The following is a 17,646-nucleotide window of genomic DNA, read 5'->3' as shown; positions in this document are numbered from 1 at the left end:
TCTTTCTACTTATACTTTTTTATGGAACGTGTTCAAACAATTGTATCCTATTTAACTGGGGTTGCTTTTGAAGCTAAAGTATCGTGGAGTACCTTTTCAATCTGGCCGGCACCCTTTAATTCTTCAGTAAAGTAAGCTTCAACTTTTTCACCCAAACCAACTTGGTAAAGGTCAACGCTGAAGATGTTCTTGTTGCTCAAAATATCCTTTACACTAGCATGAACATCGTTGTCACCGCCAAGCTTCAAACCATCAACCTTAGCGTGCAATTCGTCATACATTGGATCTGGACTTGGGGTAAAGGCCTCGCCCTTGTCATTAACGCCCATTAAGTAACGTAACCAAGTAGCAATGACCAATGGAATGAAGTTCAAGTTCTTTGGATCACGGTTGTCGTCATCAACATAGTGCTGAATTGTAACGCCGTAACGAACACTCAGCTTCTGTGAAGTATCGGTAGCGATCCGTTGTGGGGTATCTGGAATATATGGGTTAGGTAACCGCTTGGTAACCAACTCGTCGATAAAGCTCTTTGGATTGATAACTTTAGGATCCTTAACAACTGGTAAGCCTTCAATGTAACCAATTTGCTTGATTAAGGCGACAAGGTCATCATTTTGCATTTCAGAAGCAATCGAATCAAAACCTAAAATACTGCCGTAAATTGCCAAAGCAGTGTGCAATGGATTCAAGCAGGTCGTAACCTTCATTTCATCCGCGGCGTTAACGGTATCACGGTCAGTCATGATCACACCGGCTTCTTCAAATGCTGGGCGGCCATTAGGAAAGTCATCTTCAACAACCAAGTAATGAGCCTCTTCAGTGTTGGTGAAAGCAGCAATGTTAGTGTGTTTTGGTGTATGCAGAATTTCAGCGTCCTCGAAGCCATCCTTGGCCAGGTCAGCAGAAATTTTGTCGGAAGGGTTAGGTGTGATCCGGTCAATCATTGATAGTGGGAAACCAACCTGCTTAGGGTCAGACAGATAATCGATAAAGTCTTGGTTTACAAAACCATTATTCTTCCAAGCCTTAGCAATGGTTAATACGCTATCTTTCAGACGGTCACCGTTTTGTGAGAAGTTATCAGTGCTCATCAAGGTCAATGGCTTTTTACCAGCGTTGAAACGCGCCAGCATCAAACTGACAAGCAATGACATGTTATTTTGTGGCTTCGAAGGGCCATTCTTAATATCATTAGCGACCGGCGGGAAGAAGTCGCCGTCACCGTTTTTCAAGTGATAACCTTTTTCAGTGATTGAGAACGAAACGACTTGCAGACTATCATTTTCAAAAATCTTTTCCAGTTCTTCAAAACCGCTGGCGTCTTCATTAGCTGGACCAGCGTAAATCGCTTTAGCAACGGGCGCAAATAGTTCACGATCTTGGGAACCATCGGCTTTAGTTACAACGCGAACGATTCGGTTATTGTACTTACCATAGATACCTGAAACAACACCATCATCATAGGTTTCAGCCACAATAACGCCAGTGTCTGATTTACCTGATTCAATCAACTGGTTAGCAATTGATGCGTGGAAAGCCCGGAACAAGTTCCCACCACCAAAGTGAACCCAAGTTGGCGATTGAAGCGTCTTGTCAGCAACTTTTTTCGCGTCATAAGTTGGCACTTTAATGTTGGCTTTTGCAAAAGCGGCTTTATTATTTAAATAATCGTCCGTAATTTTAACCATTAATTCGTTCCTCCATTTCAGAATGGGTGATTAAAAATAACTGATATGTTAGTATCACCTGAATACGCTTTCAGTTTACCATAAATTACGGCTTAGTCAAATGTTTTTAAAGAAATAATTTTATTTTAAAAAAGCCTTTATTTAGCGAAACAAATCGTGTTTTTCTCATAATAATTTCAGAATTTGAAATTTAAGACTATATTTTCATTTGAAAAAAGTCCATTATACTCATAAAGGAAGCGCTTTTAAACTAATTAACTGATATACTTGTTATATTGATAACAAGGGAAAGTGAGACTTGAAAATGGCAAAGGAAATCAACTTGACAATTGGAAATCCCTTTAGACAAATTATTCGTTTTTCTTTACCCCTTGTGGGCGGAAGTATTTTTCAACAATTTTATAATTTTATTGATACCCTCATTATTGGCCGACTATTAGGAATTGATGCTTTGGCGGCTATTGGTGCTTACTATCCACTAAGTTTTTTGATTCTCGGTTTTGTACAGGGTAGTTGTATTGGCTTCAGTATCCCATTAGCCCAAAGTGTTGGTGCCAATAATACACATGCAATTAGACAAAATCTTGTTGGTGGAATTTTAATATGCACTATTTTAGCCGTTATTCTCACACCCATGATGATTGTTTATACACATACCATTATGGTGGTTCTGAGCACTCCACGAGCAATTTTAAAAATGGCAACTCTGTTCACAATTGTTTCATTTGTAGGCATTCCTGGTAATATTTTATATAATTACTCGGCAAGCGTTCTTCGTGCTTTCGGTGATTCTACCCACCCATTTTATTTCCTTGTTGCCTCACTATTTGTAAATATCGCCTTAGCATTAACCTTTATCGTTGTCTTCAAATGGGGCTTAATTAGTGTTGCAGTCGCTACTGTGATTAGTGAATTCTTCGCGGGTGTCCTGAACGTCGGTTATTATATTCATCAAAAATTCATCACTGATCAGCACCTAAGGAGTAAAGATATTAATCTGCATGCTATTTTGCATATTTGTGCAATTGGCTTTCCGATGGGTTTTGAATACTCGGTTTCAGCTATTGGTGCTGTCGTCATGCAGGACGCAATCAATTTATTGGGCACCGCAGCAGTTGCGGCACAGTCAGCGGGTGACAAAATACGTCAACTTTTCACCTTACCAATGGAAAGTGTAGGAATGGCGATAGCTACTTACATGGCACAAAATTATGGTGCTAGAAAATCTCAACGCATCAAATCAGGATTGAGGGCCGGTTCTCTAATCCAACTGACATGGTCTCTATTCGCTTTTCTGTTAGTGATGTTACTAAAAAAGACAATCATTAGTCTTGTGTTGGGAACAACTACCGGTCATGTTTTTCATTTGACCGATCAATACTTGACCACTATCAGCTTTTTTTTCATCGTTCACGGTCTATTAATGATCTTTAGAAATACTCTTCAAGGACTCGGTCATAGTATGTATGCCATCGTTTCCGGCTTTGGTGAACTGATTGGCCGATCCTTTGCGGCCTGGTTAGCCACATTATCACTAGGATACGTTGCCATCTGTTATGCTAATCAGATTGCTTGGGGAGTTTCGCTCGTGTATTGTCTGTTCATGGTATGGTGGATCTTCATACACGATTCAAAAATTCAACGGCGAAAGTAGTCCAGAAAGTTCGATAACATAACTGATATAAATTATCAAAAAATAAATTTCTTGAGCTTCAATCCTTGAATTACTAATCTATTCAACAAAAATGTTAGCCTAATCTGATTTTAAACTTAAATTATGAATGACCTTAAAAAGGTGATTCCTCCCAAAGGTTTCGGAGAAATCACCTTTTATTACTAAGTTCTTAGGTACAAGTGAATTTGAATCTCATCATACACTCTCAATGAGTTTTTAAATCAATACTATAGTGGAATCAGTAGTTTAATACAAAGTCATTTCATAACCAACCTCGTGAGATTCCCCAGCAGATAATTTAACGTTACCTTCTTTATCCAGTAATTCAACTTCATGGCCACTTACATCTGGTAATCCTTGAAAAGGCTCGATGCAAAGAAACGGTGCATTCGCGCCCTCTTTTGTCCATAAGCAGACATACCGAAATTGATCCAAGGTTAAAGAAACACTATGCTTTGTTGATGGTGAGCTTAAAGTGACCCGCTTGATACCGTCATTTTCAATGATCACTAACCCTTTTTCAAACATCTCATGATTCAGCGGAATCAGACTGCCATTGCTATTTGCTAATTTAACAACATTCCCATTCCGATAAGGATTAGGAGTCTTAACAATTTCAAACTGTTTCAGTTCTAATCCAGCAGGCTCAAATGTCAACTGATAGTCATCAAAACTACCTTCGCCATTGATTGGTAAATTAAAGGCTGGATGTGACCCGATTGAATAACTTAGGGTTTTATCATCCTTGTTATTCATTTCAAAGCTTAGCTTGATACCTGTCGTTGTTAAAGTAAACCTAATTGTGAATTGAAATTTGAATGGATAATCGGTCATTGTCTGAGCGTTATCAGTCAGTTCCAAACTTAATTGATCACCGGTATTTTGCTTGACATCAAATGTCTGATCACCAGCAAATCCATGCTGTGGCATCGGATATTCTTTTCCTTGATAGAAGTAAGAATCCTTTTCCGAACGACCAATTGCAGGAAACAGAACTGGAGCGTGCTTCGGCCATAAATCATTATTCCAGATATAATCAAAGTTCCCCTTTTTATTGATTAAGTGAGTCAACTCAGCACCATGTTCATTAATCTCTGCTTTAAAATTTTCATTTTCAATTGTTTGCATGAGTCTTGATCTCCAATCTTATTTTTATCTACAAAGAAGCCATATGATCTTATTTTGACCATGTGGCTTCTTATTTAAGGCTCGTTCAAGATGAAGTCAGTCGCCATTGGTTATTTAAAACGTTCTTGAAATGACTTCGCCGTGAGTCTAACCCCGTTTCAAAACAATTTCACTTAGAAATAAATGTTATTTTGTGAAAACAAAACTTCCTAGTCAAAAAAGCCAAAGTAATCGTGAGCATTATTGTACGAGATATCTTCAACAATTTTACCTAAATAGTCTTCATCATCAGGTAACTGTTCCCTATCAACCAAGTCACCGATAAAGTTGCATAATACTCGACGGAAATATTCGTGACGTGGATAGGATAAGAAACTCCGAGAATCAGTTAACATCCCCACAAAATTGGCTAACAGGCTTTGCTGTGCCATAATCCTTAATTGTTCTTCCATGCCTTCACGAGTATCGTTGAACCACCATGCACAACCAAGTTGTAATTTCTGTTCAACGCCATCACCATAAAAATCACCCATACCTGTTGCTAATTGCATCCAGTCATTTGGATTCAAAGAGTACAAAATAGTTCTTGGAATGTTATCTTCATCTTGCATATCTGTCAGCAAGTCCATAATGTTAGCTGCGATATCAGGTTGAGTACCCATTGAGTCGTACCCTGCATCCGCTCCAATCTTTTTAAACATCGGATGGTTACGGTTCCGTAATGCATTCATATGATATTGCATCGTCCAATTAAATTTTTTGTTCAGACGCATTAAAGTTTCTAGCAGAGCTGTTGAATAGATATCAACTTCATGATCAGTCAAAGGTTCGTTGTTAAGGCCTTTCTTGAAAACTTGCTCAATTTCATCTTTTGAAGCCTTAACAAAATGGAACGTGTTCAAGCCATGATCAGATAACCGTCCACCTAAGCTTGAGAAGAATTCAAACCGCTGTTCAAAGGCTTTCTCAAATGAAGCATAATCAGTAATATTAATCCCAGAAACTGAAGAAAATTCCTTAATGTAATCACTGAAGGTATCAGCACCGATAGCAAATGCCTTATCGGGGCGCATCGCCGGTAGTACCTTAAAGCCATTAGCAGCTTCTTCTTGCTTTAACAGCTTGTGATACTTCAAATCTGAGGCTGGATCATCCGTTGTGCAGACAACTTTAACATTCATGTTTTTAATTAAGTTTCGAGGTTTAAAATCATCAGTCGCTAACATTTTGTTAGCCTTATCCCAGACCTGCTTAACGTTTTTAGTTGTGAACGGGTCAGTAATTCCAAAGAAACGTTGTAACTCAAGATGAGTCCATTCATACAGCGGATTCCCAATCGCCTTTTCAATCGTGCCAGCCCAAGCGACCAATTTTTGATATTCATCGCCGTCACCTGTAATGAGATCTTCAGGCACTCCGTTTGCTCGCATCAAACGCCACTTATAATGGTCACCGAAACTACCATCGTTGATCCAAATTCGAGTCAAGTTGGGGTAGTTCTTATTCTCGTAAATCTCCTTTGGACTTAGATGACAGTGATAGTCAATGATTGGCATCTTTGATGCGTGGTCATGAAACAGCTTCTTACCCATTTCATTCGTTAACAGAAAGTCTTTTCCAAGTAATGTCATAATAAGTGAATTCCCTTCTTAAATTGAAATCAAATCTTTTATGCTAAAGTTTAATTGAACCTCATAATTTCTGTCATCTGGGTTATCATATTTAACCTCAATTTGACGTTTTTCACCATTGAAGTACCAACCTGAATCAGCAGCATTGAATTTGTCAGCATTCAAATACCGCGTCAGCTCATGCTCTCCTAGGCGCACACTTAAAGGAGCAATTGTTGGACAACATACTGACAAGCTCATCTTCTTAACTTGTGATTGAAATTGACCTTTCTTGACAAATGCAATATTAACGCTATTTTTCGTTGTTGTTGTGGTCACGTCCGTAGTTAAGAATTCGCCATCCAAATAATCATTGGTCTTGCCGTCATCTTCATAAATTTTAAATGAACTATCCTCACTAGGTTCGATTAAAAGTGAAAGATGATCAATAACATCGTTATGAATATTTTGCAAACCAATACTCTGTGGCACAATTCCACCTGTTCGAAGGAACATTGGGATACTGCTTAAATCAACTGGTAGCTTAATCGTTTGACCACCATCATAATATTTAGCAGTCTTTAAGTCGTACCAAGAACAACCTGATGGCAAATAAATTGACTTTTCAGTTTGACCTTTATCCAACACATTAGCTACAAGAATCGATGAACCTAACATGAATTCAAAGCTCTCTTCAGACACCTTAGGATCATCTTGAAATTCGTAAACTAACGGTCGCATAATTGGTGCACCAGTGGTGGAAGCTTCATAAAGTAAAGAATAGAAATACGGTACCAAATTGTATCGTAATTTAATAGCATCACGAATGTACTTGGTATAGCCTGGGTAGGTCCATGGCTCAGTCACAGTATTATCCGTGTTACTAGAGTGAATTGAAAAACGTGGCTGAAAAATACCATTTTGAACCCAACGAACAAATAACTCCGGTTCGGGAATCGGACCATCAAAGCCTCCAATATCACAGCCTTGATTAGCAACCCCTGACAAGCCCATACCAAGGATCGTAGGCACATTATATTTAAGGTTTGTCCAACTCGTATAATTATCGCCGGCCCAAGTCTGTGCATAACGTTGAATCCCAGCAAAACCAGCACGATTAATCAAATACGGTCGTACATTAGGGTCAGCTTTCTTCACCGCTTCTTTAGCAGCTTTAGCCATCATAGTTGGCATTATAGGCTTAACTGCACCAATTGGTTCGGTAATCCCCTCCACGTCAGCTTGAGCTTGTGTGTTATTAATTTCATATTCATTATTATCATTCCAAATGGAAGTGATTCCTAACGATATGAGTGCGTCAATCATATGTTGTTCCCATGTGTCACGGCCCTTTGGATTAGTAAAGTCGACGAAGTGAGCTGGTCCACCCCAGTATTGATCTACCTCATCACTTGTGCCATCTTCAGACTTGATATAGGCATCCGCATCAGCAAATTCCTTGGCCATCGGATGAGTGACAAGCATTCCTGGCTTAACGTTTGGTGCCAAAAGAACACCTCGACGTTTAAGCTCCGCTACGAATTCCTTTGGATCTGGGAAACGTTTCTTATTCCAGTTGAACACGTAACGTTTTTGATCATTACCGGTCGTATAGCCGGATGAAAGGAAGAATCCATCACAGGGAATACCATTCTTCTTGCAAGTATCCACAAAATCAAGAATCGCTTCATCAGCATGTTCCGGTAGTTCTGTATAAAACATCGTGGAACCCATATATCCTAGAGACGCTATCGGCATCATAGCGGTTTTCCCGGTTAAATCAGTGTAATGCTCAACGACATCTTTGATAGTTGGCCCGCCAATGAAGAAAACATCCAAATCACCACCATCGCACTGGAAGTAACTGTATCGTAACCAATAATTACTATGTTCACAATCCATATCAAAAACCGAATCATGCGAATTATTATAGTAAAGTCCACTAGCTAGATTCTGCTCAGTGTCAAAATCAATATAAAATGGAATCATTTTATACAGTGGATCAGACTTCGACGCGTTCCAACCAAGAGAATCGGTGTTATGCATCCGCATTCTGCGCTTGAATTTATTCAGCACACCAGACTTTTCACCAAAACCATAGAACTTGTCATGATCACTCATACTACTATAGTGATAACTTCGACCAAGGTCATCCTTAACAAATGAACGTCGAGGTAAATCACGATGTACAACCCGACCATTTTCATCTTTAATTTCAAAATAAAATGGATCAGCATTGATAGAAACTGTGTACTTTCCATTACTCAGCTCATATCCGCTTTCATCTTTTTTCAATTCAATAGGAATTGGTTGAACTCGTTGTCGTTCGTCCGCTAACAAGCTATCCGTCTTATCAGGCCAGGCTGTTTTAACTAGTGCATAAGATGCTTCTGGTGCAAATTCATCATCAAAGGTACCTCTGATTCGAATAATATTTTTATCTAACAAATAGATCCGAAATTTTGCACCATTTGTGTGCAGCTCCAAGTAGTCATTTTCGTTTTTAACCTCAAGGAGCTTTGTACTTACCTTCATGTCACACCTCCATACTGCCAGTATTTGACTTATATTGTGCTATGCATAACAAGCTGAATATCGCCTGTGACACACCTGAAATTACAAGTGATATACCAGATTATTAATACACATCCACTTTAAAGCGTTTAGAAAGCGCTGTCAATATTATTCCGGAAAAATTTTCATTCAGCGTTAAAAAAATTGATAAGTCATCTAAATTAGTACCTAAACACTTTGCTTGTAGGCCTAATGGTATATGTATTTCGTAAAAAATTTAATTTGAAACTACTTGAAAGCGTTCTCTTTTGATGTTATTCTGAGTAAAACTTATGTATCAGTTTTAAGTTTTATAGGAGGTAGATAAATGAGATAAATTAAACAATCTTATTCATACATTTATTGTAAAAATAGAATGTGAGTATATGAGCAGATATTGTGCGATGTTTACTCAAATAAATTGCGAACTTTCTATGCCATTTTATTTAATACTGGGAGTGAATTAGCTTGGAAAAAATGCAAAAGACCGTAACGGTCAAAGCCGCACCGTTTAGTTGGAAAGACAAAGTTGGTTACATGTTTGGCGATATTGGGAACAACTTCTCATTTAACGTCGTCAACTCATTTTTAATGATTTTTTATACCAACGTTTTAGGCTTAACTGGTGCGCAAGTTGGTATCTTATTCTTATGTGCACGTTTTATTGATGCTTTTGCTGATATTACTGTTGGACGATTGGTCGATAATAGTAAACTTCATAAAAACGGTCGATTCCAACCTTGGATGAACCGAATGCGCTATCCATTAATTATTTTCTTCATTCTGACATTCGTACCAATCGTTAAAGACTGGGCATTACCAGCACGATTAGTTTACGTCTTCATTACTTACCTTGGTTGGGGAATTTTCTACTCATCTGTTAACATTCCTTATGGTTCAATGGCCTCCGCTATTAGTAGTAAGCCAGATGATAAAACATCTCTTTCTACATTCCGTGCTGTTGGTTCAGCTTTAGGTTCAGCTATTACAAGTTACATTCTTCCAATGTTCATCTATATTGGCGCGTCACAAAAAATCTCTGGTAGCCGTTTCTTCTGGGTTGTTGTTGCATGTGGTATCTTAGCTTATATCTGCTATGCTTTGACCACTGGTTTAACTACTGAACGTGTTCGTACTGAAAAGAGTGAAAAGGTGCCAATGGGTGCCCTAGTTAAAGGGTTATTTGAAAACCGGGCTTTGGTCGTTCTTGTACTTGTTGATATTATGATTGTTATTAACCAAAACCTTTCAGGAACAATGATTTCATACCTGTTCAACGATTACTTCAAAAACAAAACGGCGATGTCAATTGCCTTGATTTTTAACTTTGCGACTGTGATTCTCTTGGCTCCATTTAGTACTTGGATCACTAACAAATTTGGGCGTAAAGAAAGTTCCATTGTTGCTTTAATTTTTGGTGCCGTTATCTATGGTGCATTGTTCGTTATTCATACTCATAGCGCCGTCTTTTACTTAGTTATGCTGTTCTTTGGATCATTAGGTGCCGGCATGTTCAACTTGATGGTTTGGGCATTTATCACCGACGTAATTGATAACCATGAAGTTCTAACGGGTACTCGTGAAGATGGAGTGGTTTATGGTGTTAACTCCTTCGCTCGAAAAGTAGCGCAAGCTATTGCTGGTGGTTTCGGTGGTTTCATGTTAACTTTCATTGGTTATAAATCATCAACGGCTGGTGGTGTAACACAAACCACAGCAGTTATCGATCGAATCTATCACTTAGCGACAGGTATCCCAACGGTCTGCCTATTAGTCGCAGCTCTATTACTCCTGTTCTTATATCCATTAAGTAAGAAACGTGTTGAAGCAAATGCCGCTAAATTAGCAGCTATTCATGCTAAGAACACCGAAGAAGAAAAAGAAGAGGAAAATGGTACCTCTTCAGAAGCGTAATTCAACAAGTTATTAATGCGCAAAAAAACACCTCTGCTCAACATTGAGTGGAGGTGTTTTTAATTTCAAATCAATTACTTGTTATTACCCCGTGCATTAACAGCAGTAACTTGAGTAAGTGATTGAGCAACTGAGCCGGCATCGTTGTTTGCTGCAGCAACGCCCAATACCAAGCTGCCAAGAACAACGATCGTCATAACGATTGCGCTGATAGTTGAAGCAACCTTGTTAGTGTTACGAGGTGCAGTTTGCTTTGCGGCCATAGTCATGTTTTTGTTTGATGTGTATGAATTAATCATGTTGAATTCCTCCAGTGTTTGTTTGAATGATTGTTTTAAGAACTAATTCTCTTCTGTTCCCTTACGACAACTAACATACTAGCACGAAATGAAAGCATTGCAAGTCATTTTCATAATTAAATCGTTTTCAAATGAAACTTTTTGATTGTGTTACATTTAACAATCACTACTTAGCCTATAATACCCGTTATATCAGTAACTATGAGCTATGTAAACTAACGAAAATAATATAATTTTTATCCATTTAATTGAAAGGGATACCAAACACTGATAAATTCCCTTTGCGAACCCTTGTGACCCATAGAACTAAGTTAATTATCGCCTAAATAGCGGTATATCAGGTTTTTAAGCCAATAAAAAAGAGGCCCTTTAAGCTGGCCCCTTCTTAGTAACATCAATAAAAACAGAAAAACTAACATATCAATTATTTGTAGTTCGCAGATCTGTCACTGAATCCCTCACGACAAGAGTTGGTGGGAAAACTTCTTGCTTAGCCGGAACTTTTTCCTCTGCCAAAAGCTGCGTTAATGCCTCAACACCAACCTGAACCAACCTAGTCGTTGGTTTCTTGATCGTGGTTAGTCGTGGCACTAGATATTTAGTGTACCCCATATCATCAAACCCTAAAATTGAAATATCTTGAGGCACCCGGTAGCCGAGATCGTTGCAGGCTCGAATTGCACCAATCGCCATATCATCGTTAGTGACAAAGACGCAGGTTGGTAACTCGTCTTGACTGAGCAACTCGCGCATGGCTTTATAACCACTTTCGGGTAAATAGTTCCCGTGCTTAACCCATTCAGGCCGAGTTTCAAGGTGATTTTTGCGAAGAATTTCATCGAACCCGCGCCGCCGATCAACCGTAGAAACAAACCTTCTTTGACCTTCAATAATACCAATTTCACGATGACCCATCCGAATGGCATACTCCGTTAAGAGTTCGGCCCCCATAAAATCATTTGTCGCGTAGTTAATAACATCTCGTCGTTCCAAAGCCCGGTTTAAAACGACCAAGGGAATATTTTGCTCAACCAGATGATCGATGAATTCATCATCATCCTTTGATTGACTGACAACGATAATCCCATCATAGCGCGACTGTGGAATATCTCGCTCCATGTAATTATCGACACTATCAATTGAAATCACATACCCCGTTGGTAATGCTTCGCGAGCTTTATTCAAAACGTCCACTAAGAAACTCGGTGACGTCCCAGTTTTCATTTCCGAAAAAAAGACGCCAATCAGATAGGTTTTACTTTGAGCTAAGCCCTTAGCGTTCAGATTAGGGGTATACCCAATTTGCTTTGCAATGTCTCGAATTAATTTTTTGGTATCTTCTTTAACCAATGGGCTATCATTCAGCGCACGCGAAACGGTAGTGTGAGAAACATGTGCCATTCTAGCAATGGTCATGATTGTAACGTTCTCCATGTAAAGTCAAGCCCCTCCCTATCGAAATGAGATATCGCCCCCACGTGCGCTAATCTCAATTTCGAATTATTTTACTGCCTAATTTTTAATCAATAACTTACATTTTACCGCACAAAAAATGAATCTTCACGAAATTTTTCTAACAAATCCGTGACAAATTCCAAATGAAAACACCAAATAAAATTAATTGAAACTAAAAAGTCAGCGCGAAACTGTGCGATTTCGCGCTGACTAAAACTTTAGCTTTAGAAAATTATCACTTGGAAAAGAATCTGTTCAACCTAGGATCCTTAATCGAAGAAGCCGAAGTAATCGTGAGCATTGTTGTAGGAAATATCCTGAACGATCTTGCCCAGAGAAGCTTCATCATCAGGTACACGACCAGTTTCGGCTAACTTACCGAAGAAGTTGCAAAGTACCCGACGGAAATACTCGTGACGAGGATAGGACAGGAAGCTCCGAGAGTCAGTCAGCATACCAACGAAGTTTGGTAGTAAGCTTTGCTGTGCGAAGATTCGAAGTTGTTCGTTCATTCCTTCGGCAGTATCGTTGAACCACCAGCCAGCACCTAATTGCAGACGTTGCTTGCCGCCACCATCTTGGAAGCAGCCCATCAACGTTGCCAATTGCATCCAGTCATTTGGATTAAGTGAGTAGAAGATACTCTTTGGAATATCATTCGTATCACGCATCTTGGTGTACAGTTTCTGAATATTAGCAACGATATCAGGTTGGGTACCAATGGCATCATAACCGGTATCAGGACCCAATTTTGCAAACATCGGCCGGTTCAAATCACGAATCGAATTAATGTGGAATTGCATTGTCCAATTGAACTTGGTGTTCAAATGCATCAAGTTTTCGAGCAACATGGTCAGATATTGATCGATCTCATGGGCTGACAATTCTTCATTCTTACGGCCCTTTTCAACAATTGCATCCAGTTCACTATCACTTGCTTCAGCAAAGTGGTAGGTAAGCAGTGAGTGGTCTGACAAACGACCGCCCATGTCGTTGAAGTACTGGAATCGTTGCTCGAGGGCACTAATGATGTCCTTGAACGAGTTGATCTTAACGCCAGAAACGTCACTCAATTGACCTAGATAATCATTGAAACCATCACGATCAATTTGGATCAGCTTATCTGGACGCATAGCTGGCAGCGTCTTAAAGCCGTTTTCAGCTTCGTCTTGCTTCAATAACTTGTGATACTTCAGGTCAGAAGCTGGGTCATCAGTGGTGCAGACGGCCTTAACGTTCATGTTCTTGATTAAGTTACGAGGCTTGAACGCATCAGTTTGAAGCATTTCGTTGGTCTTCTTCCAGATTGCGGGTGCGGTCTTCTTGGTGAAGACATCATCGATGTGGAAGAAGCGCTTTAACTCCAAATGAGTCCATTCGTACAACGGGTTCCCATATGAGTGCTCGATCGTGTCGGCCCAAGCGAGGAACTTCTGATATTCATCGCCGTCACCAGTAATCAGCTCTTCAGGAACACCGTTGGCACGCATCAGGCGCCACTTGTAGTGGTCACCATAAGTGCCTTCGTTCAACCAAACACGAGTAATGTTTGGGTAGTTCTTGTTTTCATAAATTTCTTCAGGGTTTAAATGGCAGTGGAAGTCAATGATCGGCATGTCCTTCGCATAGTCATTAAACAATTTTTTAGCGGTTTCATTTTCCAGCAGAAAATTATCGTCTAATAAAGCCATGATGAACCTCCCAAATGTATTTTTAAAAAGTCAGTCCTAAATTAATAGTTCTTTGAGATGTCTTCTTTAGGTTCGTGCTTTTCTTGGGCTTCAGCCTTGGTCTTAACAACCCCTTGCAACAAGTCCAGGTGTTCAGCGATGTGAATGTTCAGGTACTTGTCGTACAGGTCTTGGTTCTTGAGTAAGATGTCCCAGAACTTGTCACGATATACATAGTGGAAGTTGTGCTTCAAGTTCATGATTGAACCATACATGGTGTGCAGAACTTGACGGGCATCATCGTTGTTGAGCAGATCCATAACGTTTGCCTTAGTCATAGTTTCAGGCTTTGGTGCAGTGCCGTCGGTTTGAGCGTTAAATACATAGAAGTCCTTAACGTCATCCAGGTTTTCATAAGCAAACTTGTAAAGTTCAAGCATGAAGTCTGGATCCTTGTGGGCAATAACACGGAGAGCTTCCAACCAGTTAGTCCCGGCAGTCTTAACGTGCCAGCCATGCTTCTTGGAAAGACGACCGATGATTTCGTAAACGGAAAGCTTATCTGAACCAGAGTGAATACTCAACTTGTAGCCAAAGTGTTCAGCGATTGATTCATGAACGACATATTCACGTTCGAAGCGGTCAGTATCACCAATGTAGTCAATTGCCTTCTGGAATTCACCATAGAACCGTGGTGCCATAGTCGTAGGAGTGATATCGCGACGGTTAAGTTCATTAGCAAAGAAGAAGTGGTTTTCAGGAGTCGTTTGATATGGTGTTTCATCCATTGAAATTTCAAAGTCCAAATTGTAAGGAACAACAAAGTCTTTATAAATCCCTGCAGCAAACAGAATGGCATCGTAGAAGGTTAAAACTGATTCTTCAACGTCTTTCTTAGTGAAGTGAACCTTGACACCATCAGCAACTTCAAAGTCCTTATCGAGGTAAGTATCATTGAAGTACTTGATCTGATCTGGGTCAAGAGCGTTGAAGCGCTTGTCGAGTTCAGCTTCCTCCAAGTTAACAACATCATTATGGATCTCTTCAGTGCAGTCCAAAGTGATCATTGAGCAACCAACTTTAACGGCATAATCAACTTCATAAGGTGTCTTAACGTGGTCACCATCAGCACCCCAGCCATATGTGAAGCCTTCTTCAAAGACGGCCCATGATGCTGACTGGAAAACATCGGTGTTAGTACGATGCATCAAAACAAGTTCACGAATTGATTGTTGAGCCAAAACTGGCATGATGCCACGGCCCTTGAACAAACGTAAGTGAGCATTTGAAGCATTACCTAAACGGTCACCTAAGCCAAAAGTGTACTTGTAATTACGACGAGAGGTTGGACGGATCCACTGGAACCGCTTTGCCAAAGCAACATTGTTAGGTTCATTAAGTTCGCCAACAATCAGTGTTGAGTCATCATCGTCTAAACTCTGTTCAGCGTCAAAGTCGCCTACAGTCAAACGGTTTTCATAAACAACTAAGTGCTTTACTAATTTACCATCGTTATCCTTTTCGTGAAGAATGAAGTAAACGTTACGACGGTCTACTTGAATTGATGGTGCATAAACTTCTTTATCACTGAGCTTTGAATAATCACTGTCTGTGTCGCGATGATCCAAAATCTCATGTACATCTGACAATAAAGTTTGTAAGTCCATTACAATAGCCTCCATGCTAAAAGTGTATTTTAAATTTGATAACCTAAATTAATGCAATCGATTATTCACCGATCTTACCCTTTTCCCAACGACCATGATCCAAATCATTGGCAATCTTACCGAAGCGCTTCTCGTCCAGCTTGTAGAAGACGCCGATAACGACAGCAGCTAAGGCCAAGCAGATGCCTGGATAGAGCGTCATCGCAGCTTTAATACCATTTAAGGCACCAGCTGATTGATGCGCATTAGCAACGTAGCCGGTCAGAGCTAAGATACCTGAACTGACCAAGGCAGCCAATGATTGAGCGATCTTACGTGAGAAGTTAAATGCGGCGTAAGTGATGGCTTCCTTACGAACACCTGAATGCCATTCACCATAGTCGATAGAGTTTGAAACCATTGCCCAAGTAATCCCATTTGGAATCGCCAAAGCAGTGTAACCAATAGTAACCAAAACGATAAAGATGATCACGTTTGATGGTAAGAAGAAGTTCAACAGGTTAGCAATCGCACCAATGACGAAGCTGACCATTGCAGTCCGCTTTTGACCAAAGTGCTTAGTCAGCGTAGGAATCATGAAGACACCAACGATTGAGCAGCCCATCATGATCGCATTGATAACTGGTTGCAAGCCAATGTTACCTAAATTATATTCGGCGTAGAACACCATCATTTGGTTGTTAGTGTTCATCGCTGAAATCGTAAACAATGTCATCAAAATGATGGCACCAAGAGGGCCATTTCTGAAGATGACACGGAAGTAATCCTTGAATCCTTCCTTACCCTTTTTGGCATTACGGTTAACCTTAACATTTTCCTTAGTACCTAAGTAGCAAACTAAGAACATCAAAATACCGATCACACCAAACACTGCTGAAGCTAAGAAGTAACCGTGAGTCTGCTTACCAGTACCTTCAAACAATCCCATCAGTGGAATAAAGGCAACACCAGCAATAAATTGTGCACCGACTGACCCAACTTGACGGGCAGTGGCCATGAAACTACGGTCTTGCGAATTTCGTGACATAACCGACGCAAGTGATCCATATGGGTCATTGGTAAACGAGTAAACCAAGCCCCAAATCATGTAAACACCGTAAGCGTAAATAATCTTTTGAGTCCCAGTCAGTCCCATTGGCATGGTGAAAGTAATCACCGTCATAATGCCCAAAATAATAGCCGAAATAAATCATCATGACCGGCCGGAATTTACCTCGTGGACCAATATTCTTACGGTTATCAACAATCGAACCAGCAATTGGATCCATGAATGCATCAAAGATCTTCGTGAATGCAAAGATACCAGCAACTGCACCGGCACCAATACCACAAGCATCGATCCAGAACTTGGTCAGGTATGCTTGACCAAGGTCAAACATGAAGCCGTTACCAAAGTCGCCAAAGCCGTAAGCAATTTGCTGATGAGTCGGAATCCGCTTGGAAGAATCGTTCATCATGTTGTCATCTTTCTTGCTGTTCTTGTCAATAGACGTTGCTTCGCTCATGAAATTAACCCTCCATTTCTCATAACTAACATTCTGCTGTTCAATGTTTCTAAGTAAGCGCTTCCTTTGAACAGTGATTATATTAGCACAAAAGAATGCACACGTGAACATTTATTTTTGAATTTTTAGATATTTATGTTTAAATAATAACTTTTGTGAATAGCGATTGCTAGAATAAATCCCTATATACCGGTATTTATACTGAAAATTTCACTAACTAAAAATTTGTAAGCGGATTCCAATGAAAATGTTATCGTGAACATTTTTGTATGCAAATACGGGGAATTTCATGGTTACTTTAAAATTGAATGTAAAAAAATGAAAGTGGAACAAAAATTAGTACTGGTATGTATTGAACTGATATTTTAACGCAGAGGTCGTTGAAAATGTCACTCAGCCTCAAGATTGTACATAGTCTAAACTTGCGTCAAAACTCAGATCCCGGCCATGCAAGCAAAGAGCGCCGCAGATTCCAAAAC

The 17,646-nt window shown here is 39.7% G+C and carries 10 protein-coding genes and 1 pseudogene; 2 read left to right on the top strand and 9 right to left on the bottom strand.

Translation table 11 applies throughout. The features are described 5' to 3' along the window. Nucleotides 1–47 precede the first annotated feature (47 nt). Nucleotides 48–1,691, bottom strand: a complete 1,644-nt coding sequence (locus GM612_RS11795) for a mannitol dehydrogenase family protein (protein WP_155432559.1) — start codon at nucleotides 1,689–1,691, stop codon at nucleotides 48–50. A 304-nt stretch (nucleotides 1,692–1,995) separates the two neighbouring features. On the opposite strand from GM612_RS11795, the gene GM612_RS11790 reads away from it, so the two are divergent. Next, nucleotides 1,996–3,345, top strand: coding sequence for an MATE family efflux transporter (locus tag GM612_RS11790; RefSeq protein WP_155432558.1), 1,350 nt, complete (start codon nucleotides 1,996–1,998; stop codon nucleotides 3,343–3,345). A gap of 267 nt (nucleotides 3,346–3,612) precedes the next feature. On the opposite strand, the gene GM612_RS11785 is transcribed toward GM612_RS11790, so the two are convergent. The 3 genes from GM612_RS11785 to GM612_RS11775 all read right to left on the bottom strand — a co-directional run bounded on the left by GM612_RS11785 (nucleotide 3,613) and on the right by GM612_RS11775 (nucleotide 8,639). After that, nucleotides 3,613–4,494 carry an aldose 1-epimerase family protein gene (locus GM612_RS11785; RefSeq protein WP_155432557.1) on the bottom strand — a complete coding sequence of 294 codons (882 nt, stop codon included), beginning with the start codon at nucleotides 4,492–4,494 and terminating at the stop codon, nucleotides 3,613–3,615. Nucleotides 4,495–4,703: 209 nt separating this feature from the next. Then, nucleotides 4,704–6,125 carry a glucuronate isomerase gene (gene uxaC, locus GM612_RS11780; RefSeq protein ID WP_155432556.1) on the bottom strand — a complete coding sequence of 474 codons (1,422 nt, stop codon included), beginning with the start codon at nucleotides 6,123–6,125 and terminating at the stop codon, nucleotides 4,704–4,706. Nucleotides 6,126–6,143: 18 nt separating this feature from the next. Further along, a complete protein-coding gene (locus tag GM612_RS11775) occupies nucleotides 6,144–8,639 on the bottom strand; it encodes a glycoside hydrolase family 31 protein (protein ID WP_155432555.1) in 2,496 nt (831 codons plus the stop codon). A gap of 486 nt (nucleotides 8,640–9,125) precedes the next feature. Here GM612_RS11775 and GM612_RS11770 point away from each other — a divergent pair, with 486 nt between their 5' ends. Continuing rightward, entirely contained in the window at nucleotides 9,126–10,571 is a 1,446-nt protein-coding gene (locus GM612_RS11770; RefSeq protein WP_155432554.1) for an MFS transporter, read from the top strand. A 74-nt stretch (nucleotides 10,572–10,645) separates the two neighbouring features. On the opposite strand, the gene GM612_RS11765 is transcribed toward GM612_RS11770, so the two are convergent. The 5 genes and pseudogenes from GM612_RS11765 to GM612_RS11745 form a co-directional block, all read right to left on the bottom strand. Further along, complete coding sequence (locus GM612_RS11765) at nucleotides 10,646–10,870, bottom strand: hypothetical protein (RefSeq protein ID WP_155432553.1); 225 nt, start codon at nucleotides 10,868–10,870, stop codon at nucleotides 10,646–10,648. A gap of 420 nt (nucleotides 10,871–11,290) precedes the next feature. Then, nucleotides 11,291–12,304 carry a LacI family DNA-binding transcriptional regulator gene (locus GM612_RS11760; protein ID WP_155432552.1) on the bottom strand — a complete coding sequence of 338 codons (1,014 nt, stop codon included), beginning with the start codon at nucleotides 12,302–12,304 and terminating at the stop codon, nucleotides 11,291–11,293. A 290-nt stretch (nucleotides 12,305–12,594) separates the two neighbouring features. Continuing rightward, nucleotides 12,595–14,016, bottom strand: coding sequence for a glucuronate isomerase (gene uxaC, locus GM612_RS11755; RefSeq protein ID WP_155432551.1), 1,422 nt, complete (start codon nucleotides 14,014–14,016; stop codon nucleotides 12,595–12,597). 41 nt (nucleotides 14,017–14,057) lie between these two features. Beyond that, nucleotides 14,058–15,662 carry a tagaturonate epimerase family protein gene (locus GM612_RS11750; protein WP_155432550.1) on the bottom strand — a complete coding sequence of 535 codons (1,605 nt, stop codon included), beginning with the start codon at nucleotides 15,660–15,662 and terminating at the stop codon, nucleotides 14,058–14,060. Nucleotides 15,663–15,723: 61 nt separating this feature from the next. Then, a pseudogene (locus GM612_RS11745) lies at nucleotides 15,724–17,167 on the bottom strand (glycoside-pentoside-hexuronide (GPH):cation symporter). Nucleotides 17,168–17,646 lie beyond the last annotated feature (479 nt).

Source organism: Secundilactobacillus folii (assembly GCF_009720675.1).
GTDB lineage: Bacteria > Bacillota > Bacilli > Lactobacillales > Lactobacillaceae > Secundilactobacillus > Secundilactobacillus folii.
This window is presented reverse-complemented; position numbering and strand designations above follow the sequence as displayed.

What these genes read in the sequence shown, in the direction of transcription:
- GM612_RS11795 (WP_155432559.1), bottom strand. Translation starts at nt 1,691, where the DNA reads ATGGTTAAAATTACGGACGATTATTTAAATAATAAAGCCGCTTTTGCA.
- GM612_RS11790 (WP_155432558.1), top strand. Translation starts at nt 1,996, where the DNA reads ATGGCAAAGGAAATCAACTTGACAATTGGAAATCCCTTTAGACAAATT.
- GM612_RS11785 (WP_155432557.1), bottom strand. Translation starts at nt 4,494, where the DNA reads ATGCAAACAATTGAAAATGAAAATTTTAAAGCAGAGATTAATGAACAT.
- uxaC (WP_155432556.1), bottom strand. Translation starts at nt 6,125, where the DNA reads ATGACATTACTTGGAAAAGACTTTCTGTTAACGAATGAAATGGGTAAG.
- GM612_RS11775 (WP_155432555.1), bottom strand. Translation starts at nt 8,639, where the DNA reads ATGAAGGTAAGTACAAAGCTCCTTGAGGTTAAAAACGAAAATGACTAC.
- GM612_RS11765 (WP_155432553.1), bottom strand. Translation starts at nt 10,870, where the DNA reads ATGATTAATTCATACACATCAAACAAAAACATGACTATGGCCGCAAAG.
- GM612_RS11760 (WP_155432552.1), bottom strand. Translation starts at nt 12,304, where the DNA reads ATGGAGAACGTTACAATCATGACCATTGCTAGAATGGCACATGTTTCT.
- uxaC (WP_155432551.1), bottom strand. Translation starts at nt 14,016, where the DNA reads ATGGCTTTATTAGACGATAATTTTCTGCTGGAAAATGAAACCGCTAAA.
- GM612_RS11750 (WP_155432550.1), bottom strand. Translation starts at nt 15,662, where the DNA reads ATGGACTTACAAACTTTATTGTCAGATGTACATGAGATTTTGGATCAT.